We start from the raw sequence: 18,149 nt of genomic DNA, 5'->3' as shown, positions 1-18,149 counted from the left end.
CGGTTAAAGCTCCAACAGGTTGAACACGGCGCCCTGCGGATCCCGGAGCGTGGCAATCGTTCCGCCCTCCTCCGTTCCGTCCGGTTCGAGGAGGACGACGGCGCCCGCGGCCACCGCCGCTGCTACCGACTCGGCGACGCTGGATACGCCGAAGTACACCTGCCACCCCGGATCCAGGATGCCCTCGGAGCCCGCCGGAACGGCCGCGATCCCTGCCACCTCCGTGCCGTTGGCCAGCAGCGTCGAGTACGTGCCGCCGTCGTCCTGCGGATACTCTGTCACCTCGTGCCCGAACTGCTGCTGAAAGAATGCGACGGCGGCTTGGGGTTCCGGGGTGAGGAGCTCAATCCAGGCCACGGCGCCCGGGTCCTCGCTGCGGGCGGAGCGGAAGCGGCGCCATGGGTGCCAGGCTCCGGTGTTTCCGCCTCCGGGCGGTGAAAAGAAGACCATCTCCCCGGCGTCGTCAAGGACCGCCGGTTCGGATTCGAGAACACCACCGGAGTGCGCCAACCCGTCGACAAATTCCCGGACGTCCCCCGTCGCGAAATAGACGTTCCACCGCCCGTTCATATCCACGGGGTCCTGCCCGCTGATATACGGGGCGAAAATCGTTACGAGTCCGTCCGCCAGACAGGCCAGGAAGTAAGTGCTGCCGTGCCGGGCAACGTATTCCTCAAACCGCCAGCCGAAAACAGCGGCATAGAAGCTCTTTGCAGCCTCGACGTCCGTGGTCCTGAAGTCTGTCCAGTAGGCGTCGGCCGCATCGGACCCCGCGTGTGCCGTCATGGCAATCCTTCCGGACGGAATAGCGTCGCGCCGGATTATCCCGGCAGAATTAACCTAGTCTGCACCATCGGCGCCGACAATACTTCGTCAATTCGATGTATCCCTGCGCACACGTCGCGCCGGAACGTCGAAGGGGCACCGGCACGTCGAAACGGTCATGACAGGCGCCGTAAAACAACGGCAGGCCGCACCCTTGGGGTGCGGCCTGCCGGAAAGAAGGTGCGACTAACCTATGCGACGGGAATCTACCTCGTCGTCGTCGTCATCCACATCGTCCGCGTACTTATCCACATAGGCCGAATAGTCCGGTTCAACCGGATCATCCGCGAAGTGCCTTGCGGCACGACCGCCCGGGCCCGTGAGCTCGCGCTGAAGGGCCGAATAGTCAGTGTTCGGGGAGTAATACTTGATGTCCCGAGCCTGCTTGGTAGCTTTTGCCTTTTGACGGCCGCGCCCCATGGCGTGACCCCCTTTTTGTACTTGGACCGGAGGTGGTCACCACTGAAAAATGGTGAGGCCCCGGAATGTTTGGTCAATTTGTCGTAACACCTAGATTACATGCTTTCCGCCCCGGTTGCGCCCCGGTCCCACACGCGCGGCACACGTGGCGCATCCGCGCGCCGGCCCGAGAGGCGGCCTGGCATGCAAGTGGGCCGGGATCTTCGGTAGAGTTCCGTAGTGGCCTCGCCAAAAGAGGCGCCCCGCCGTGACTTTGGCCACGGCAGAAACGCACGGAAGTGGTGGAGAACTCAGTGACCGACGAGAACGCACGGCACGACGCCGGACTGCCAGGCGCACCTCGCGTCGGCGAGCCGGAAACAGGGCTTCCGCATGCCCGGTCGGCTGGCGAAGGGGCACTGATGTCCCGGTACGCCCCGGCGCTGGCCGGACATGCCGCCCGCGCGCGCCGCTGGGTCCGGCGGCAGGGCCGACGGCGGGTCGGCGCCGCCATCCTAATACTGATCGCGCTTGTGGCCGCCATCTGGTGGGGCACCGCCACACCCGGCGGCACGAAGCCCGCGGCGGCCGAAAGCGCGCCGTCAGCATCCGGGGCCCAGACCGGAGGGACGCCCTCGGCCGAGGCCAGCCGCGGGGCGCTGCCGCTGGAAGGCGTCAGTGCCCTGGACTTCCAGCTCGGCGACTGCTTCAAGGACTTCGATCCCGAGGCCCTGCAGTCGACGGTGGTCGACTGCGGAACCGAGCATTCGGCGCAACTGGTGGCAATCGAGAGCTATCCCGAGCCGGCTGAATACCCTGGGCGCGAGCCGCTGAAGCAAAAAGCCCTGGACGCCTGCAAAGCAACAGACCTGGCGGCCAAAACCGCTGATTACCCGCTGGGCTACAAGCTGGCCTACCCAAGCTCCACCAGCTGGGATAAGGGTGACCGGCGCGTGGACTGCTACGTCATTGCCGAAAGCGGCAATGTCATCGTGGACTCACTCCTCCCCTGAAGCGGTGCACGCCGCGGGCCGGGGTGGCCGGCGGCCCGGGATACGGATCGACCCGCGCCCGGCCCGGCCCGGCCCGCCGCGGGCGCGGCTAAAGCGTGGCGGCTAATCCTTCCGCTAGTCCTTCCGCTGGACCGAGAGTCCGCCGCCTGCCGCGGGTCCGCCGTCGGGCCGGTCCGTTGCCTCGGCCCCACCGAGGGTGAGCTCATCGAGGTCGGTGGTGGTGTCCACGAGCACAGTGTCCCCGTCAGTGATCTCGCCCGCGAGGATGGCCTTGGCCAGCCGGTCGCCGATCTCGCGCTGCACCAGCCGTCGCAAGGGCCTTGCGCCGTAGGCCGGGTCAAAGCCGGTCACGGCCAGCCAGGACCGGGCGCCCTCCGTGACTTCCAGGTTGAGGCGGCGGCCCTTGAGGCGTTCGCCCAGTTCCTGGACCTGCAGCTCCACGATCCGGGCCAGTTCCGTGACAGTCAGCGGGTCGAAGAGCACCACCTCGTCGAGCCGGTTTAGGAACTCCGGCTTGAAAGCGGCGTGCACAGCGGCCATCACCGCCTCGCGCTTGGCAGCGGCAGACAGACTCTGGTCCACCAGGAACTGGCTGCCCAGGTTCGAGGTCAACACCAGGATCACGTTGCGGAAGTCCACGGTGCGGCCCTGACCGTCGGTGAGGCGCCCGTCGTCGAGCACCTGCAGGAGGATGTCGAAGACTTCCGGGTGGGCCTTTTCCACCTCGTCCAGCAGCAGCACGGAGTATGGCCGACGGCGGACGGCTTCGGTCAGCTGGCCGCCTTCCTCGTATCCCACGTAGCCCGGAGGCGCCCCGACAAGCCGCGCTACCGCATGCTTCTCCGAGTATTCGGACATGTCGATCCGCACCATGGCTCGTTCGTCGTCGAACAGGAAGTCCGCGAGGGACTTGGCAAGCTCGGTCTTGCCGACGCCCGTGGGCCCCAGGAACAGGAACGAACCGGTGGGCCGGTTCGGATCGCTGATGCCGGCGCGGGCACGGCGGACGGCGTCGGACACCGCGGTGACGGCCTTCTGCTGGCCGATCAGGCGCTCCCCCAGCACGTGTTCCATGTCCAGCAGCTTCTGGCTCTCGCCCTGCAGCATTCGCCCGGCAGGAATCCCCGTCCAGGCCGAAATGACCTCGGCGATATCCTCTGCGGTGACCTCGTCGGCCACCATCGGCGCCTGTTGGGGTGCACCGCCTGCCACCCGGGCGTTCTCCGCCTCCGCGGCTGCCTTCATGTCCCGTTCCAGGGCGGGCAGTTCTCCGTACAGGATCCGCGAGGCCGCTTCGAGGTCGCCTTCACGCTGATGTTTGTCCGCCGCGGAGCGCAGCTCGTCCAGCTTCGCTTTGAGGTCGCCGACCCGGTTCAGTCCGGCTTTCTCGGCCTCCCACCGGGCGTTGAGGGCGGCCAGCTGTTCCTTTTTGTCCGCCATGTCTGCCCGCAGCGCGGACAGACGTTCCACCGACTCGGCGTCCTTCTCGTTGGCGAGGGCCAGCTCCTCCATGGTCAGACGATCCACGGAGCGGCGCAGCTGGTCGATCTCCTCCGGGGCGGAATCAATTTCCATCCGCAGCCGGGAGGCGGCTTCGTCGACGAGGTCGATTGCCTTGTCCGGAAGCTGCCGTCCGGAGATGTAGCGGCTGGAGAGGGTGGCTGCGGCGACGAGGGCGGAGTCGGCGATCGCGACCTTGTGGTGGGCCTCGTAGCGTTCCTTGAGGCCGCGCAGGATGCCGATGGTGTCATCGACGCTGGGCTCGCCCACGAACACCTGCTGGAAGCGCCGCTCCAGGGCCGGGTCCTTTTCGATGTTCTCGCGGTATTCGTCCAGCGTGGTGGCGCCGATGAGGCGGAGTTCGCCGCGTGCGAGCATGGGCTTGAGCATGTTGCCGGCATCCATCGAGCTGTCACCGGTGGCGCCGGCCCCCACCACGGTATGGATCTCGTCGATAAAGGTGACGATCTGCCCGTCGGAATTCTTGATCTCCTCCAGCACAGCTTTGAGCCGTTCCTCGAACTCGCCGCGGTACTTTGCCCCGGCCACCATGGACGCGAGGTCCAGCGCGATCAAGGTCTTGCCGCGCAGGCTTTCGGGCACGTCGCCGGCGACGATCCGCTGGGCAAGACCTTCGACGACGGCGGTCTTGCCGACGCCGGGCTCGCCGATAATGACCGGATTGTTCTTGGTGCGGCGGCTCAGGACCTGGATGATCCGACGGATCTCGGCGTCGCGTCCGATCACTGGATCCAGTTTGCCGGCACGGGCGATGGCCGTGAGGTCGGTGCCGAACTTCTCCAGCGCCTCGAACGTGTTTTCCGGGTCCGCGGTATCGACCGTGCGTCCCCCGCGGACCCCGGGCAGCGCGGCGAGCAGGGCCTCATGGGAGGCGCCGGCATCGCGGATGAGCCGGCCGACGCCGTCCGCGCCGGCCGAGAGCCCCAGGAGAAGGTGCTCGGTGGAGACGAAGGTGTCGCCGAGCTTTTCGGCCTCGTTCTGGGCATTCCTGATGGCCTGCATCGCGGTCCGCGACAGCTGGGCCTGCTGGACCGAGCTGCCGGACGTCGAAGGAAGGGCTTTAATGGCGGTGCTCGCCTGGACGCTGACAACCTCCGGATCGGTGCCGGTAGCGCGAAGAAGCGCGACGGCGACGCCCTCGCGCTGGTCCATGAGTGCCTTGAGGAGGTGCGCGGGCTCGAGCTGCGGATTTCCCGCCGTCGAGGCGTTCATTGCCGCTGCCGAGAGCGCCTCCTGGCTCTTGGTGGTGAATTTGGCGTCCAAAGAGAGCTCCTTCCGGAATATTGCTGCTTCAAAGTTGAGTCTAGACCGCTCAACTTTGCAGCCGGTCTCTTTGGCTCCATGTTTGCCCACAGCGAAACGACTGTCTAGGGCCGGCGTGCCCGACAATCCCCGCCCTCCCACGGGACATGCCCTCCGTGCGCCCGGGCCGCTGGACATAGTGCCCCCATGCCCAGTTGCCAGGCTTAGGGATGGACATGTCCCCCGGGGTGGAGCGCACGAATGAGCGCGTGGCAGCGTGGTCCGCCCTGGCCCTCATGGGCGAGTCCCCCAAGGAGTCGGCCGCAGTGCCAGGGCATCACGCGTAAATAGATTCTGTCACAACTATGACAACATTGTCATATGCCGTTCCGCTCTCACGCGCGGCCCGTGGGTATTCTGTGAGGCATGAATGAGACAGCGGCCCACGCGCCCCAGCACCGCAGCGTATTTTTGGACAAGGCGCACCCCGCAGCGTGGCGGGCCTTGAACGGCCTCGGGCTCAAGGCAAAGGAAGCGGCCGAGGATGCGGGCCTGGACGGGACGCTGATTGAGCTGCTGAATGTCCGGATATCCCAGCTCAACGGCTGCGCCTTTTGCCTGGACCTTCACGTCGGCGACGCCGTGAAGAACGGCGAGTCCGCCCAACGCCTCGCGGTGCTCACCGCCTGGCGCGACACGGAGCTCTTTACGGAGAAGGAGCGCGCGGCGCTGACGCTCGCCGAGGCCATCACCAACATCTCCGACGCCGGCACCCGCGAACACGAAGGCGCCCAGGCACGCAAGCACCTCACGGATGAGGAATTCTCGGCCGTCAGCTGGCTCGCCATCACCATGAACGCCTTCAACCGCGTCTCCATTGTCAGCCATCATCCGGTCCGCAAACCCCGCCAGCAGCAACCCGAGTAGCGGCGCCCGCCTGGTGTCCCCGCACTGTAGTCGGGGACACCAGGGATCGTGCGCGGCGCCCGCCCCGGGTCCGCGGCAACCGGGCCCGGGCTACGCCGGGTAGATCGCCACGGCGGCCGCCTTGACCACGAAAAAGACTTCAAGGCCGGGCGCCAGCCCCAGATCCGCCGAGGCTGCCGGGGTGACATCCGCAGCGAGATCTCCGGCCCGCACCCGGATCTGGTCGCCGTGCGGTTCGAGGTCGGTGATTCTCACCCGGAACGAGTTCCGCGGGCTGCCGTGCGCCGCATCGAGGAAGACGGACACCGCCGACGGCGGGAACGCGGCCACGCCCGCCAGCCCGGGCACCGGCGCGAGGTCATGCTGACCGGCGATATCCAGCCCCTCCGCGGACCGGATTCCCGTGGCGGTGGTGGTTCCCGCAACCAGGTTCACCCCGGCCAGTCCGGCGGCAAAGCGGCTGCGCGGGCGCCGCAGGACGTCCCGGACAGGTCCCTGCTCGGTGATTTTTCCGTCCTCCAGCACAATTACCCGATCCGCAAGCATGTACGCGTCCAGGACATCATGGGTGACAATGATTGCCCGGCGGCCGGCCAGGACCCTCTTGAGCAGCCGGCGAAGCAGCGGCGCCGCATGGATATCCAGTGCCGCCATGGGCTCGTCCAGCAACAGCACCTCCGGGCCCGCAGCCAGCGCCCGCGCTACCGCCACTCGCTGCGCCTGACCGCCGGAGAGCTGGTGCGGGCGCCGTGAGGCAAGGTCGCCGGCGTCGACCTCATCGAGCCAGCGCCCGGCGGTCTCTCGAGCTGCGTCCTTCGTCGCCCCCGCGCTGCGCGGGCCGAAAGCGACGTTGTCGAGGGCGCTTAAGTGCGGAAAGAGTAGCGCCTCCTGCGCCAGCAGCGCGGTCCCGCGACGGTGCGGCGCCGTCCAGGTTTCCGCGCCGTGGCCGAGCTCAAAGAGCACCCTGCCGTCCACCTCAGCCCGGCCCGCGTCCGGTCGGACCAGCCCGGCGATTACCGACAGCAGTGTTGACTTGCCGGCACCGTTGGGGCCGAGCACGGCGATCGTCTCCCCCGGGGCCAGGCTCAGTTCAACGTCAAACCCGCGGGCCGTGACCGAGGCCGCGATCCGGACCGTCATGCGGACCCCCGCTCTGCCCGGGCGATGCCGCCCGTGGCGGGGCGCCGGTAGGAAACCCCGACGACGGCCACCGCGACGGCCACCAGCAGCAGTGACAGCGCGACGGCGGCGTCGGCGTCGGTCTCGCGCTGCAGATAGATCTCCAGCGGCAGGGTCCGGGTCACGCCCTCAAGACTGCCGGCGAACGTGAGGGTGGCACCGAACTCGCCGAGGCTTCGGGCGAAGGACAGGACCGCGCCGGAGGCCAGCCCCGGTAAAACGAGCGGAAGCGTCACCCGGCGCAGCACCGTGGTCGGCCGCGCGCCGAGCGTCGCGGCGACGGCCTCGTACCGGCTGCCGGCGGAACGCAGTGCCCCCTCCAGGCTCACCACGAGGAACGGCATGGCCACGAACGTCTGCGCGAGCACCACGGCCGTGGTCGAAAACGCGATCTGGATCCCCGCGATTTCCAGCGACCGTCCAAGCAGGCCCTGCCGGCCGAAGGTGTACAGCAGCGCGATGCCGCCCACCACGGGCGGCAGCACCAGTGGCAGCAGGACGAGGGAGCGCAACAGGCCTTGCCCGCGGAAGCGTCCCCGGGCCAAAATCAAAGCGAGCGGCACGCCCAGCAGGACGCACAGCACGGTGCTGGCAGCCGCCGTCCGCAGGCTCAACCCCAAGGCCGTCAGCGCCGGTTCCGAGGTGATCAGGGGAAGGAAGTGCGGCCAGCTGACCTTGGCGATGATCGCAGCGAGCGGCAGCAGGACGAACAGGGCGCCGACGCCGGCAATCAGATAGATCCAGCGCGGCACGCCGTTGAAGCCGGGGTGCGTCATGCGGCCCTCACGGCGTGCCGAATCCGGCGTCGGTGAAGACTTTCCGGCCGGCGTCGCCAGTCACCAGGTCGATGAAGGCGGCCGCGAGCTGCTTGTTTCGGCCGGGCCCGACGGCGGCGATCGGGTAGGTGTTGACGGCGCGGGCCGATTCGGCGAAGGGGATGCCTGTGACCTTCGCGCCGGCAGCCAGGACGTCCGTGGCGTAAACCAGTCCGGCGTCGGCCTCGCCCGAGATGACCTTGCCGAGCACGTCCGTGACGGAGGATTCCTCGCTGACCGGCCGCAGCGCGGTCCCGGTGGCCCGTGCCGCGGTTTCGGCGGCGGCGCCGCACGGCACCTGGGGTGCGCAGATCACCACCCTGACTCCGGGCCTGGCGAGATCGGCGAAGGAACTGATCGACGCCGGGTTGGCAGGTGGTACGGCGATCTCCAGCGTGTTTGTGGCGAAGTTCCTGGCCGGACCGTCGAGCAGCCCGGCGTCGGCGAGTTTGGCCATGTTCCGGGCGTCGGCCGCGGCGAAGACGTCCGCCGGCGCGCCTTGAGTGATCTGCGTGACGAGGTCTGAGGAGCCCGCGAAGCTCAGCACCACCGCGGTCCCCGGATGGGCTGCCTCGAACCGGTCCGCGAGCCGGGTAAAGGATTCTTTCAGCGACGCCGCCGCGAACACCGTCACGGTTCCGGAGAGCGCGCTGCTTCCGTTGCCCGCGGATCGGCCGGGGGAGTCCGGGACACTGGCGGCGCAGCCGGCGAGTCCGGCGGCAAGCGTTGCCGCGGCGAACAGGACAGCGATGGTGCGGATGCGGGCCATTCGGGCCGGTTTCATTAAACGTTTCTGCCCTTCGGCGTCTCGATAATCACGGTGGTGGCCTTGACGACGGCGGTGGCCACCGCGCCGAGCTCGAGCCCGAGGTCGCGGACTGCCTCGCTGCTCATCAGCGACACCACCCGGAAGGGCCCGCATTGCAGTTCGACCTGCGCCATTACGGTGTCCGCGGTGATGGCCGTGACCAGGCCGACGAAACGGTTCCGTGCCGAGCTGTCGGCCCTGGCCGGATCATCCGGGAGCTGGGCCTGCTCGCGGGCAAGCCCCGCGAGTTCCAGCCCGTCGACCGCCAGCCGGCCGGAGTCGTCCTTGAGCGGCGTGAGGGATCCGTTCTCGGTCCAGCGCCGCACGGTGTCGTCACTGACGCCGAGGAATCGTGCCGCTTCGGATATGCGAATATTAGGCATACCCCGATCATAGGTCCTCAAAAGCGAGCCCTGAGGCCATATACATCCGCAAAAGCAACTCCTTCTGAATCCGTAAGAATTGTCTCTGGTTCCCGGAAAGTACAGGTCCTACGCTGTTTCTGTTGGGGTGGAGCCGCGGTCGCCTAGGAGCAACCGCCATGAAATGGGTTAAGCCGGGGCATCCGGAGTACGACGAAACACGGAAACTTTTCAACGCGATGATCGACCGCCGGCCGGCCGTGATCGCCCAATGCGGCACCCCGGCCGACGTCGCCGAGGCCCTGCAGCATGCCCGGGACCACCAACTCGCCGTGGCCGTCCGGGCCGGCGGACACTCGGTGGCCGGCATGTCCACCAACGACGGCGGTCTGGTGGTCGATGTCCGTCCGATGAAAACGATCTCGGTGGACCCGGCCAACCGCACCGTGACGGCCGGTGCGGGTGTCACGTGGGGCGAGTTTGACCGTGCCACCCAGGAGCACAGTCTCGCCACCACCGGAGGACGGGCCTCCACCACCGGGGTCGCGGGGTTCACCCTCGGTGGAGGCTCGGGCTGGCTCGAGCGCTCCTATGGTTTCGCGTGCGACAACCTGCTGTCGGTGGAGCTGGTGACGGCCTCAGGCGAGCGGATTACTGCCAGCGGGCAGGAAAACCCGGAGCTGTTCTGGGCGCTGCATGGCGGCGGCGGCAACTTCGGTGTGGCCACGAGCTTCACGTTCCAGCTGCACGGGCTGGGGCCTGTGGTCCAGGCCGGCCTGATGCTGTGGCCTGGCGAAGCCGCCAGCGAAATCGCCCGCAGTTACCGGGACATCGCACTGGCCTCGCCCGATGCCGTCGGCACGGCATTGGCGTACCTCACGGCGCCGTCCGAACCCTTCGTGCCTGCGAACATGGTGGGGAAAATGGCAGCGGGCGTCGTCTACCTCTACGCGGGAGACCCGGCGGAGGGCGTCGAGCACGCTGAACCGTTCCGGGAACTCGGGCCCACCGTGGACCTGGTGGGCGAAATGGCGTACGCCGACTTCCAATGCATGATCGATGATCCGCCCGATCTTTACAACTACTGGAGTGCCGATTATCATGCGGAGCTGAGCGATGAGGCGCTTGAGGTCATCGTGGACTCGGCCCGGCAGCTCCCCGGCCCGCATTCACAAAACCTGGTTGCCCGGTGGGGCGGCGCCGTGGCGGGCGGCAGCACAACAACGCCGCTGCGGAACAGGGATGCGAACTGGGTGACGCACCCCTTCGGACTCGAAGAAACCCGTGAAGGGGGCCAGAAAGCGAGGGAATGGGTCAAGAAGTTCCGTCATCACATCGCGCCCTACACAACGGGTGGGGTGTGGCTGAACTTCGTCGGCGACGAAGGTGATGCCCGGATCCGGGCTGCCTTTGGCGATGAGAATTATGCCCGGTTGGCCCGGGTTAAAGCCGAATTCGACCCACTCAACGTGTTCCGCGGCAACCAAAACATTCGGCCTGTCCATCTCCAGTCAGCCTAGGCGCCGGCCCTCCCCCAGCTTTCCACCGGTCCCAGCATTTCTCCTGCGGAAGCGTCCCGGGCGGAACCGCGAAAGCTGCGGAAGCGTCGCGGGGGGTCAGAATGGGGATCATGATCTACATCGATCCGCCGCTCTGGCCCGCCCACGGCACCCATTTTTCGCACCTGATCTCGGACACCTCGCTCGCGGAGTTGCACGCCTTCGCGGGGACTGCAGGCATCCCGGATCGGGCGTTCGACGGCGATCACTACGACGTCGCCGAGGCCCGGTACGAGGCACTCGTCGCCGCCGGGGCCATCCCCGTGGAGGGCCGGGCCCTGGTCCGCACGCTGATCGCCAGCGGCCTGCGGATCCCTGCGCGCCGACGCGGCAAAGCCCTGAAGGTGCCGCTGTTGAACCGCTGGAACGAGGCGCTCCCGGGCCATGAGGCACTCTTCCTTGACCTCCTGGACCGCTGGGGCGAAGAGCACCGGAAGTACCACGGCCGCACCCACCTGCTCGCCGTCCTTGAGGCACTGGACCTGCTGGCGGAACCTGCCAAGCCGCCGCGGGCGGTGCTGCTTGCCGCCTGGTTCCACGACGCCGTCTACCGCGGCATCGCGGGCCAGGATGAAGAGGAATCGGCCCGGCTGGCAGAGGAACGGCTGCAGCACACCGGACTTCCTGCCGACGAGATCGCCGACGTCGCGCGCCTGGTGAGGCTGACCGCGGATCACCGCCCCGAGCCGGGCGACGAGGCCGGCGCGCTGATCAGCGACGCCGATCTCTCCGTTCTCGGCGGGGAAGCCGACGCGTACGGCCGGTATCTGGCCGCCGTCCGGGAAGACTTTGCGCACATCGGCTACGCCGACTTTGCCGCTGGACGCGCCGCCGTCGTCCGCCGGCTCCTGCAACTCGAACCGCTGTTCCACACGGCCAGGGCGCAAGAGCTCTGGCTGGCGGCGGCACGCCGGAACCTCCAAGGGGAACTCGGCTAGATAATTTTCAGGCAGCCGTCGACAAGTGGTCCGCCAGCCGCTCGAACGATTCCTGCCAGCCCGCCGCGTGGGAGTCCTGCTCCTCCGCGGACCCGAACGGCCCCTGGCTGAAGGTCATCCGGGTGCCGCCGTCGATCTCCTCAAGCTCGAACGTCACCTCGGTTTCAACACCGCGTGTCCCATCGGGCCTGTCCCAGGCATGGGTGAAAGCGAAGAGAGTCGGCGGCTCGACGTCGGTATGAACACCGCTCCACCACAACTTCTCCCCGGTGCCCTCCCTGATCATGCAGGCCCGGTAGAGCCCGCCGACTTCCAGGTCCGTATCGAAGCTGTCCCGGGGTACATGGAAGCCGTGCGGACCCCACCAGTCCGGTGCCTGGTCCGGATCCGTCAGTGCACCCCACACGGCATCGATCGGGGCTGCCAACTCACGGACGATCACCAGGATGAGCTCCCCGCTCACCGGCGCCTGTGCAGTCATCTTTCTCTCCCTCGGCTTCCTTTGCTTCGGTACTTTTCCGATTGATTCGACCGGCAGCGGCCGTGCCGGGATTCCGGCCACCGGCTACCGCGGTCCCTTCTGATAGCCGGTCACGAACGATGTGTTGCTCGGGACGATCTGTTTACCGAGCGGCATCAACGAGACGGGGATGAGTTTGAGGTTCGCGATAGCCAGCGGAATCCCGATAATCGTGACGGCCATGGCAGCGGCGGTGACCACGTGCCCCACCGCGATCCAAATCCCCGCCACAAGCAACCAAATGACGTTTCCCAGCAAAACGAACAAACCAGTGCTGCCCGACCGGTCGACGACGGTGCGCCCGAACGGCCAGAGCGCGTAGGCGGCAATGCGGAAAGAGGCAAGCCCCCACGGAATGGTGATCACGAGCAGGCAGCAAATGATGCCGGCCGCAAAATATCCGAGCGCCAGCCACAGCCCGCCAAACAGGAGCCAGATGATATTCAGGAGTGTCTTCATGGCCTCATTCTCCTCTTTTCCGCGACGGTCCGGCCCAGCGGGGAAGTTCCCCGCGCACGGCGCGTCCGGCCCGGGACACCCCGCGGATCAGGCCAGACTAGCCCCGGGGCTCTGGCCTTCGCCAGAGCCCCGGATTAGTCTGGCGAGTAAACGCGGGCCGGTGAGAGATTTCATCTGCACGACCTACCGAGGTGAGGAAGACATGGCCGGAGCCAAGCGAATGCGCCGCAGGCCGGGACTGGGGCTGGGATTCGGGACCATCGTGGCGTGCCTGGGCCTGGTGCTGACCGCCTGCCAGCCGGGTCCGGAGCCATCACCGACGCCCTCGACGCCGTCGGCCACATCCACACCGGTCCCCGATGCCTCCGTCCACTTCACAGCCCAGGGCGACATCAGCCTCGGGAACGGCGCCCGGAAGGTGCTGGACGTCATCGCCGGCCTCAAACCCCAGCTGAACCTGGCACTGGGGGACCTGAGCTACAAGGCCGGTAAGGAGCAGGAATTCTGTGACATGGTCACGGGGAAACTGGGCACAGAACTGCCTTACCAGCTCCTCACCGGCAACCACGAGAGCGACGGCCGGGACGGACAAATTGAAAAGTTCGCCCGTTGCCTGCCCAACAAGCTGCCCGGCCTCGAAGGCGACTACGGCAAACAGTGGCGCGTGGACGTCCCCGAGGAGAACCCCGTAGTGCGCTTCATCATGGTCTCCCCGGGCATCAAGTTCCCGGACGGGCCGCTGGATTACTCTCCGGGCAGCGATCGATGGCGCTGGACCGAGTCCGCCATCGACGAGGCAAAAGCGCTGAGGATTCCGTGGACCGTCGTGGGTATGCATGTGCCGTGCCTGAGTATCGGCAATTATGACTGCCTGGCCGGCCGCGAGTTCACGAACATGCTCATCGATAAAAAAGTGGATCTGGTGCTGTCCGGACATGACCACGTCTATCAACGCACATATCAGCTGGGCGTCGGGGCACAGTGCCCCCGGCTTGAACCTGCTGCCTTCTCACAGGGATGCCTGGCTGACGTCGACGACACCTTGGAGCAGGGGGCAGGGACGGTTTTCGTCACGGTCGGCGTCGGCGGCGTGGGTTTCTACAACATCCACAACGACGATCCGGAAGTCGACTACTTTGCTGCAACGGCGGGTAAAAACCAGAACCCCGCGTTCGGGACCCTGGATGTAACCGCAACACCAAGCGAACTGGCCGCGCGGTTCGTTCCGGCCGAGGGCTACAACTTCACCGATTCCTTTATGCTTCAGCGAAAGTAAATCCGGCAAGTAAGTCCGGCGGCCCAGGCAGGCCGGCTGCGGCCGCTCAAGCCGGAACCCAGATGCTGATCCAGTCCAGAGAAACGTGACCCTGGGTTTCAGGAAGCGGGCAGTTCGGCACGGGCAGGCACGACTCGGTCTGCAAAATGAAGTGCATCGGCACCGTCGGCGGAGCCGCCCTGCTGGCGCCGAGGGACTTTCCGTCCAGGTAGAACTCAACCCGGTCCGGGGCCCCACTCCATCGTGGCCACATGCCAGGAAGTAAAAGCCTGGTCTGAATCAAACTTTTCGAAGGCATCGGCGCCGTCCTTCTCGTAATGCGCCGCACCGTAAATGATCTTCGCCAAGTCGCCTTCGGGGAAATCGATTTCGCCGTCCCGCGGCCACACGCCGCTGTCCGGCCACAGAAGCCAGGCTGTCTTGAATCCTGCCAGCGAATCAGCCCGGAAGCGCACGGAATACCGCCCGTAGAGCAAACTGTTGTCTCGCGGCGGATTACTGCTCGAGTTCGGGATCTTGGGTGTCGGGGCGGCCCCCATAAACACGCCGTTTTCCGAATGCAGGAACCAGTCCAAGGCCCCGTCGCGGACGCTCAGTACCTTCGAGGGGTAGTAACCCGAACTGGTGGCGCCGATCTGTGCCGCCGTGTCCGGAGTGCCGTCCTTATAGCCGGCGCTCCACTTTTCCTGGTAAAGCGGTCCGGGAAAAGCGCCCACCGGGACATCGCCCGCCGAAAAATCCTCCTCAAAGACGTGTTTCCAGCCGGGCAGGTCCCCGCTTGCGGTCACAGCGGTGGTCCGCACCGGGCTCGGGTCGGGGGACGCGACGGGCGCCGGGCCGGGCGCTGCGGAAGCGGAGGTGAACGGCGGCCGCCCACCCTCGCTGGCAGCGGGAGCCGTCCCGCAGCCGGCGAGCGCCAGAACGAGTACCGACGCGAGCATGTGACGGGTTGGGGGGAGGAACCGGACTCGGAATCGGGCAGTCTTCCCGGGTTTTGGGGTCTGCATGCGGTCAGTCTCGCACGGACGCTTCGGGCCGATCAACTGTTTTTGCCGCCACGGGAGACGGTGGCTCATCCACAGGACCTCCAAGAGCACCAACCCGCGATTGAGGATTCAAGTAATCCAAGGTTTACGCAAGGTGACAGGCAGAAAATATGGCCCTGGGGTAATTCACTAAGTTGCCTATGACTGAAGTGGCAGCAACGGGTCTACTCCCGGACTTGAGGGGTCAGGGAGCCGCTGCAGTCGGGGGCGAGAAGACTACGTCATCGAGTGGTGAGGCCAGTGTCCATACCGAATCTCAAACCCAATGCGCGCCCCCAGGTCGCGCCCCCAGCTGCCAATCCGACAGTCAGCGTGGTTATCCCAACGCTGAATGAAGCCATGAACCTGCCCTGGGTACTCCGTCGCATGCCGTCCTACGTGGATGAAGTGGTGATTGTCGACGGCCGGTCCCTGGACGCCACCGTGGACGTCGCACGCGCGCTCCGTCTCGACGTCGTAGTGGTGGCCGAGACCCGCCCCGGCAAGGGCAACGCCATCCGCGCCGGCTTCGCGGCGGCAACCGGCGACATCATCGTTATGCTCGATGGCGACGGGAGCATGGACCCGCAGGAGATCGGCTGGCTGGTCACGCCACTCCAGCACGACTATGACTTCGTCAAGGGCTCCCGCTACGTGACCGGCGGCGGCTCGGACGATCTGACCTGGCTGCGCAGCAACGGCAACAGAGCGCTGACCGGCCTGGCCAACGCCGTGCTCCACAGCAACTACTCCGACCTGTGCTACGGATACATCGCATTGCGGCGGGAATGTGTGGACATTCTTGAGTTGAAGTCCGACGGCTTTGAAATCGAAACAGAGCTGATCGTCCGGGCCGCGCGGGCGGGGCTTCGAATCGCGGAGGTACCCAGCCACGAACTGTGCCGAATCTCCGGACAATCGAACCTGCACACCTTCCGCGACGGGTGGCGGGTGCTTCGGACCCTCGCCCGGGAGCGGGTGAGCTGGGAGGCACCGACCGCCGGCGGACGTGCGGAAGCGCTCCGACGCGTGAAATACAGGTATCCCAACGAGAGCTTCCCCCATGTACCGACCGATCCCAGGAGCGTCCTGGGCGTGCGGGTGGGTGATTAGCATGTCGGATCCGGAACCGGAGCCCGCAGCATCAGTGGTGATCTGCTCGTACTCCGAGGATCGGTGGGACGTCCTGATGGGCGCCCTCGAGTCGGTGCGTGCGCAAACGCTCACGCCCAAGCAGACCATCATCGTCGTGGACTACAACGTCGAGCTGTACAAGCGCCTCATTTTTACCGTCTCCGACGCGGTAATCGTAGAGAACTCCGGCCCTAAAGGGCTCTCCGGTGCGCGCAATACCGGCGTCCGCGTGGCCAACGCAGAGATCGTGGCGTTCCTCGACGACGACGCAGAGGCGGCGCCGGATTGGCTCGAACGACTTGTGAGGCTGTACGACGACAACGACGTTTTGGCAGTCGGCGGCCGCGTCGAACCGCTGTGGGAGTCCGTACGCCCGGGCCACTTTGCCGGCGAACTGGACTGGATCGTCGGCTGCACTTATCGCGGCATGCCCAAAGTCGCCACCGAAGTGCGCAACGTCATCGGCGCGAACATGTCCTTCCGCGCCAACGTCCTCGAACGGGTGGGCGGCTTCAACACTGCGTTGGGCCGCCAGGACGCCCTGCCCCTCGGCTGTGAAGAGACGGAGCTGTGCATCCGCGCGGTACTTGGAGCCCCGGGCACCCGCATCGTCTACGAACCTGCCGCCCTGGTGCGCCACCACGTCCCGGAACAACGGGGGACCCTGCGCTACATGCTCTCGCGCTCATGGTCCGAAGGTATTTCCAAGGCACAGGTGAGCAGAATTGTCGGACACAAGCGGGCTCTTGGCCCCGAACGGCGCTACGTGCGGCAGGTCCTCCCCCGGGCGGTGTTTGCCGGGATCCGGGCCGGAGTCCAGGAACGGAAGCCGGAGGGATTCAGCCGGGCGGCCGTTATCGTCGCAGTCCTGGCCGCCACCGCGGCCGGCTACGTGCGCGGACGCCGGATGCCTCCGGCCACCGCGCCGCTCACGCCCCGTGAGGTACCAGAGACCGAGGCATGGCGAGACGTCCAGTGAAACCAACCGGCGATTCCATTGACCCGGCGGCGGCCCCCAACCCTAGGAAGGATCGGCAATGAGCCAGTCTGAACGTGACGTGAAACAGCCGACCGGCGCTTCAATCGGTGCCAGTTTCGACGTCCATGGCATCGTTGGCATTGACGTCGAACCCGACACTCCGGGCGAGTCGCAACTTCGTGACATGCTGGCCCCCTTTCTGGGAGCTTCCCGCGCCGCCAAGCGAATAACGATCGGCGGGACCGTCTCCCCTGTCTCCGCTCAATCACGTGCGGAGGACGCCTACCGGTTCACGGGAGACTCGCTGTATATCCCGGCGGACCGGGTGCAGATCCTTGAGACGGCGGAGGGCTACCGGATTGAGGGCACAGGCGAACTGTTGACCTCGGTGATTCCCCTGCTGGACCGCCTCTGCGTCGGCGAGGAGACAGCAATGATCCACGCCGCCGTCGTCGACTTCCGCGGTTCCGGCGTCCTTCTGCCGGCCTGGGGCGGGGTCGGTAAGACCAGCACTGTGGCGAAGCTGGTTGCCATGCCTGATGTGCGGTTCATGGCTGACGACTGGGCCTTTATGGGCGCGGGCGGCATGCTGATGGGCTACGCGAAACCAATGTTCATCAAACCGCATCACCGGGCCATCTACCCGGACCTGTTTCGGGGGACGCGCAAACCCCTGGCACCGGGCTGGCTCACAACCCCGGTCGCCCAGCTCGCCACCGCCGTCCATCCCGTCATCGTCCGGTACCCGAAAACCGCTGCGTTCACCCGGCGCTGGTCGCCGGAACACCGGATGGTGCATCCGGCGCAGGTCTTCGGACAGAGCCGGATTTCATCTGCGGCGCCGGTCCAGCTCGCCATGTTCCTGGAGCGCTATGACGGGACGGAGGCCCGGCTTGAGGGACGAAGCCTCGAGTGGATGACCTCACGGATCGTCGGCAACTTCCATTCCGAGCTCCCGATGGTGTCACGGCGGCTGGTCGAAGCGCTCGGGGCCACCAGCCTCGTCCCGCTGGAACAGCACTTTGGGGAGAAAGCCGCCGTAGTCCGGCGGGCCCTGGAAGACGTACCGTGCTGGTTGCTGCGGCTGCCCGCCACCTGGACTGCCGACCAGGCCTCCGACTTCGTCGCCAACCTGGTCCGCTCCAAGCTCGACGGGTGAGGTGAAGCA

At 66.5% G+C, this 18,149-nt stretch carries 18 protein-coding genes; 8 read left to right on the top strand and 10 right to left on the bottom strand.

The window, feature by feature from the left end; genetic code table 11:
* Positions 1 to 3: 3 nt before the first annotated feature.
* Positions 4 to 786 carry a VOC family protein gene (locus tag KY499_RS13235; RefSeq protein WP_219885559.1) on the bottom strand — a complete coding sequence of 261 codons (783 nt, stop codon included), beginning with the start codon at positions 784 to 786 and terminating at the stop codon, positions 4 to 6.
* A gap of 225 nt (positions 787 to 1,011) precedes the next feature.
* Positions 1,012 to 1,245, bottom strand: coding sequence for a DUF3073 domain-containing protein (locus KY499_RS13230; protein ID WP_123253762.1), 234 nt, complete (start codon positions 1,243 to 1,245; stop codon positions 1,012 to 1,014).
* A 293-nt stretch (positions 1,246 to 1,538) separates the two neighbouring features.
* Here KY499_RS13230 and KY499_RS13225 point away from each other — a divergent pair, with 293 nt between their 5' ends.
* Complete coding sequence (locus tag KY499_RS13225; protein ID WP_258190770.1) at positions 1,539 to 2,237, top strand: septum formation family protein; 699 nt, start codon at positions 1,539 to 1,541, stop codon at positions 2,235 to 2,237.
* A gap of 114 nt (positions 2,238 to 2,351) precedes the next feature.
* Here the strand turns inward: KY499_RS13225 and clpB are convergent, their stop codons facing one another.
* Complete coding sequence (gene clpB, locus KY499_RS13220; RefSeq protein WP_219885558.1) at positions 2,352 to 5,021, bottom strand: ATP-dependent chaperone ClpB; 2,670 nt, start codon at positions 5,019 to 5,021, stop codon at positions 2,352 to 2,354.
* 405 nt (positions 5,022 to 5,426) lie between these two features.
* Between clpB and KY499_RS13215 the strand changes: the two genes are divergently transcribed.
* Positions 5,427 to 5,927: a carboxymuconolactone decarboxylase family protein gene (locus KY499_RS13215; protein WP_123253764.1), complete on the top strand. Its 501-nt coding sequence runs from the start codon at positions 5,427 to 5,429 to the stop codon at positions 5,925 to 5,927.
* A 90-nt stretch (positions 5,928 to 6,017) separates the two neighbouring features.
* On the opposite strand, the gene KY499_RS13210 is transcribed toward KY499_RS13215, so the two are convergent.
* The 4 genes from KY499_RS13210 to KY499_RS13195 are packed head-to-tail and all read right to left on the bottom strand — an operon-like array spanning position 6,018 to position 9,112.
* On the bottom strand, positions 6,018 to 7,067 hold the full coding sequence (locus tag KY499_RS13210) for a sulfate/molybdate ABC transporter ATP-binding protein (RefSeq protein WP_123253765.1): 1,050 nt from the start codon (positions 7,065 to 7,067) through the stop codon (positions 6,018 to 6,020).
* Complete coding sequence (locus KY499_RS13205) at positions 7,064 to 7,882, bottom strand: ABC transporter permease (RefSeq protein WP_219885557.1); 819 nt, start codon at positions 7,880 to 7,882, stop codon at positions 7,064 to 7,066. Before KY499_RS13205 ends, KY499_RS13210 begins: the two co-directional genes overlap by 4 nt.
* A 7-nt stretch (positions 7,883 to 7,889) precedes the next feature.
* On the bottom strand, positions 7,890 to 8,705 hold the full coding sequence (modA, locus tag KY499_RS13200; RefSeq protein ID WP_258190769.1) for a molybdate ABC transporter substrate-binding protein: 816 nt from the start codon (positions 8,703 to 8,705) through the stop codon (positions 7,890 to 7,892).
* Positions 8,705 to 9,112 carry a molybdopterin-binding protein gene (locus tag KY499_RS13195; protein WP_219885556.1) on the bottom strand — a complete coding sequence of 136 codons (408 nt, stop codon included), beginning with the start codon at positions 9,110 to 9,112 and terminating at the stop codon, positions 8,705 to 8,707. The genes modA and KY499_RS13195 overlap by 1 nt, the downstream gene beginning before the upstream one ends.
* 158 nt (positions 9,113 to 9,270) lie before the next feature.
* Between KY499_RS13195 and KY499_RS13190 the strand changes: the two genes are divergently transcribed.
* Together KY499_RS13190 and KY499_RS13185 are read left to right on the top strand one after the other, a co-directional pair.
* Complete coding sequence (locus KY499_RS13190; RefSeq protein WP_219885555.1) at positions 9,271 to 10,611, top strand: FAD-binding oxidoreductase; 1,341 nt, start codon at positions 9,271 to 9,273, stop codon at positions 10,609 to 10,611.
* A gap of 107 nt (positions 10,612 to 10,718) precedes the next feature.
* Complete coding sequence (locus KY499_RS13185; protein ID WP_219887010.1) at positions 10,719 to 11,588, top strand: DUF4031 domain-containing protein; 870 nt, start codon at positions 10,719 to 10,721, stop codon at positions 11,586 to 11,588.
* Between the two features lie 7 nt (positions 11,589 to 11,595).
* On the opposite strand, the gene KY499_RS13180 is transcribed toward KY499_RS13185, so the two are convergent.
* Positions 11,596 to 12,069, bottom strand: coding sequence for an SRPBCC domain-containing protein (locus tag KY499_RS13180; protein ID WP_123253769.1), 474 nt, complete (start codon positions 12,067 to 12,069; stop codon positions 11,596 to 11,598).
* An 84-nt stretch (positions 12,070 to 12,153) separates the two neighbouring features.
* The gene (locus tag KY499_RS13175; protein ID WP_123253770.1) at positions 12,154 to 12,567 is read right to left on the bottom strand and encodes a YccF domain-containing protein; all 414 of its coding nucleotides are present in this window, start codon (positions 12,565 to 12,567) and stop codon (positions 12,154 to 12,156) included.
* A gap of 160 nt (positions 12,568 to 12,727) precedes the next feature.
* Here KY499_RS13175 and KY499_RS13170 point away from each other — a divergent pair, with 160 nt between their 5' ends.
* Positions 12,728 to 13,843 (top strand): metallophosphoesterase, encoded by a 1,116-nt coding sequence (locus KY499_RS13170; protein WP_258190768.1) that lies wholly within the window; start codon positions 12,728 to 12,730, stop codon positions 13,841 to 13,843.
* Between the two features lie 215 nt (positions 13,844 to 14,058).
* Here the strand turns inward: KY499_RS13170 and KY499_RS13165 are convergent, their stop codons facing one another.
* A complete protein-coding gene (locus KY499_RS13165; protein WP_258190767.1) occupies positions 14,059 to 14,850 on the bottom strand; it encodes a family 16 glycosylhydrolase in 792 nt (263 codons plus the stop codon).
* A 351-nt stretch (positions 14,851 to 15,201) separates the two neighbouring features.
* On the opposite strand from KY499_RS13165, the gene KY499_RS13160 reads away from it, so the two are divergent.
* From KY499_RS13160 to KY499_RS13150, 3 genes are read left to right on the top strand one after another with little or no spacing between them, the layout of a single operon-like run.
* On the top strand, positions 15,202 to 15,981 hold the full coding sequence (locus tag KY499_RS13160; protein WP_258190766.1) for a glycosyltransferase family 2 protein: 780 nt from the start codon (positions 15,202 to 15,204) through the stop codon (positions 15,979 to 15,981).
* A 1-nt stretch (position 15,982) separates the two neighbouring features.
* Positions 15,983 to 16,981: a glycosyltransferase family 2 protein gene (locus KY499_RS13155; protein ID WP_219885554.1), complete on the top strand. Its 999-nt coding sequence runs from the start codon at positions 15,983 to 15,985 to the stop codon at positions 16,979 to 16,981.
* Between the two features lie 58 nt (positions 16,982 to 17,039).
* On the top strand, positions 17,040 to 18,140 hold the full coding sequence (locus KY499_RS13150; RefSeq protein WP_123253773.1) for a hypothetical protein: 1,101 nt from the start codon (positions 17,040 to 17,042) through the stop codon (positions 18,138 to 18,140).
* The last annotated feature ends 9 nt before the right edge of the window (positions 18,141 to 18,149 follow it).

Origin of the sequence: Arthrobacter sp. PAMC25284, assembly GCF_019443425.1 — a bacterium.
Lineage (GTDB): Bacteria > Actinomycetota > Actinomycetes > Actinomycetales > Micrococcaceae > Arthrobacter > Arthrobacter oryzae_A.
The sequence above is the reverse complement of the archived record's forward strand: the minus strand, read 5'-3'. Positions and strand labels throughout refer to the sequence as shown.

What these genes read in the sequence shown, in the direction of transcription:
- KY499_RS13230 (WP_123253762.1), bottom strand. Translation starts at nt 1,245, where the DNA reads ATGGGGCGCGGCCGTCAAAAGGCAAAAGCTACCAAGCAGGCTCGGGAC.
- KY499_RS13155 (WP_219885554.1), top strand. Translation starts at nt 15,983, where the DNA reads ATGTCGGATCCGGAACCGGAGCCCGCAGCATCAGTGGTGATCTGCTCG.
- modA (WP_258190769.1), bottom strand. Translation starts at nt 8,705, where the DNA reads ATGAAACCGGCCCGAATGGCCCGCATCCGCACCATCGCTGTCCTGTTC.
- KY499_RS13165 (WP_258190767.1), bottom strand. Translation starts at nt 14,850, where the DNA reads ATGCAGACCCCAAAACCCGGGAAGACTGCCCGATTCCGAGTCCGGTTC.
- KY499_RS13235 (WP_219885559.1), bottom strand. Translation starts at nt 786, where the DNA reads ATGACGGCACACGCGGGGTCCGATGCGGCCGACGCCTACTGGACAGAC.
- KY499_RS13190 (WP_219885555.1), top strand. Translation starts at nt 9,271, where the DNA reads ATGAAATGGGTTAAGCCGGGGCATCCGGAGTACGACGAAACACGGAAA.
- KY499_RS13175 (WP_123253770.1), bottom strand. Translation starts at nt 12,567, where the DNA reads ATGAAGACACTCCTGAATATCATCTGGCTCCTGTTTGGCGGGCTGTGG.
- KY499_RS13195 (WP_219885556.1), bottom strand. Translation starts at nt 9,112, where the DNA reads ATGCCTAATATTCGCATATCCGAAGCGGCACGATTCCTCGGCGTCAGT.
- KY499_RS13205 (WP_219885557.1), bottom strand. Translation starts at nt 7,882, where the DNA reads ATGACGCACCCCGGCTTCAACGGCGTGCCGCGCTGGATCTATCTGATT.
- KY499_RS13210 (WP_123253765.1), bottom strand. Translation starts at nt 7,067, where the DNA reads ATGACGGTCCGGATCGCGGCCTCGGTCACGGCCCGCGGGTTTGACGTT.
- KY499_RS13150 (WP_123253773.1), top strand. Translation starts at nt 17,040, where the DNA reads ATGAGCCAGTCTGAACGTGACGTGAAACAGCCGACCGGCGCTTCAATC.
- KY499_RS13180 (WP_123253769.1), bottom strand. Translation starts at nt 12,069, where the DNA reads ATGACTGCACAGGCGCCGGTGAGCGGGGAGCTCATCCTGGTGATCGTC.
- KY499_RS13215 (WP_123253764.1), top strand. Translation starts at nt 5,427, where the DNA reads ATGAATGAGACAGCGGCCCACGCGCCCCAGCACCGCAGCGTATTTTTG.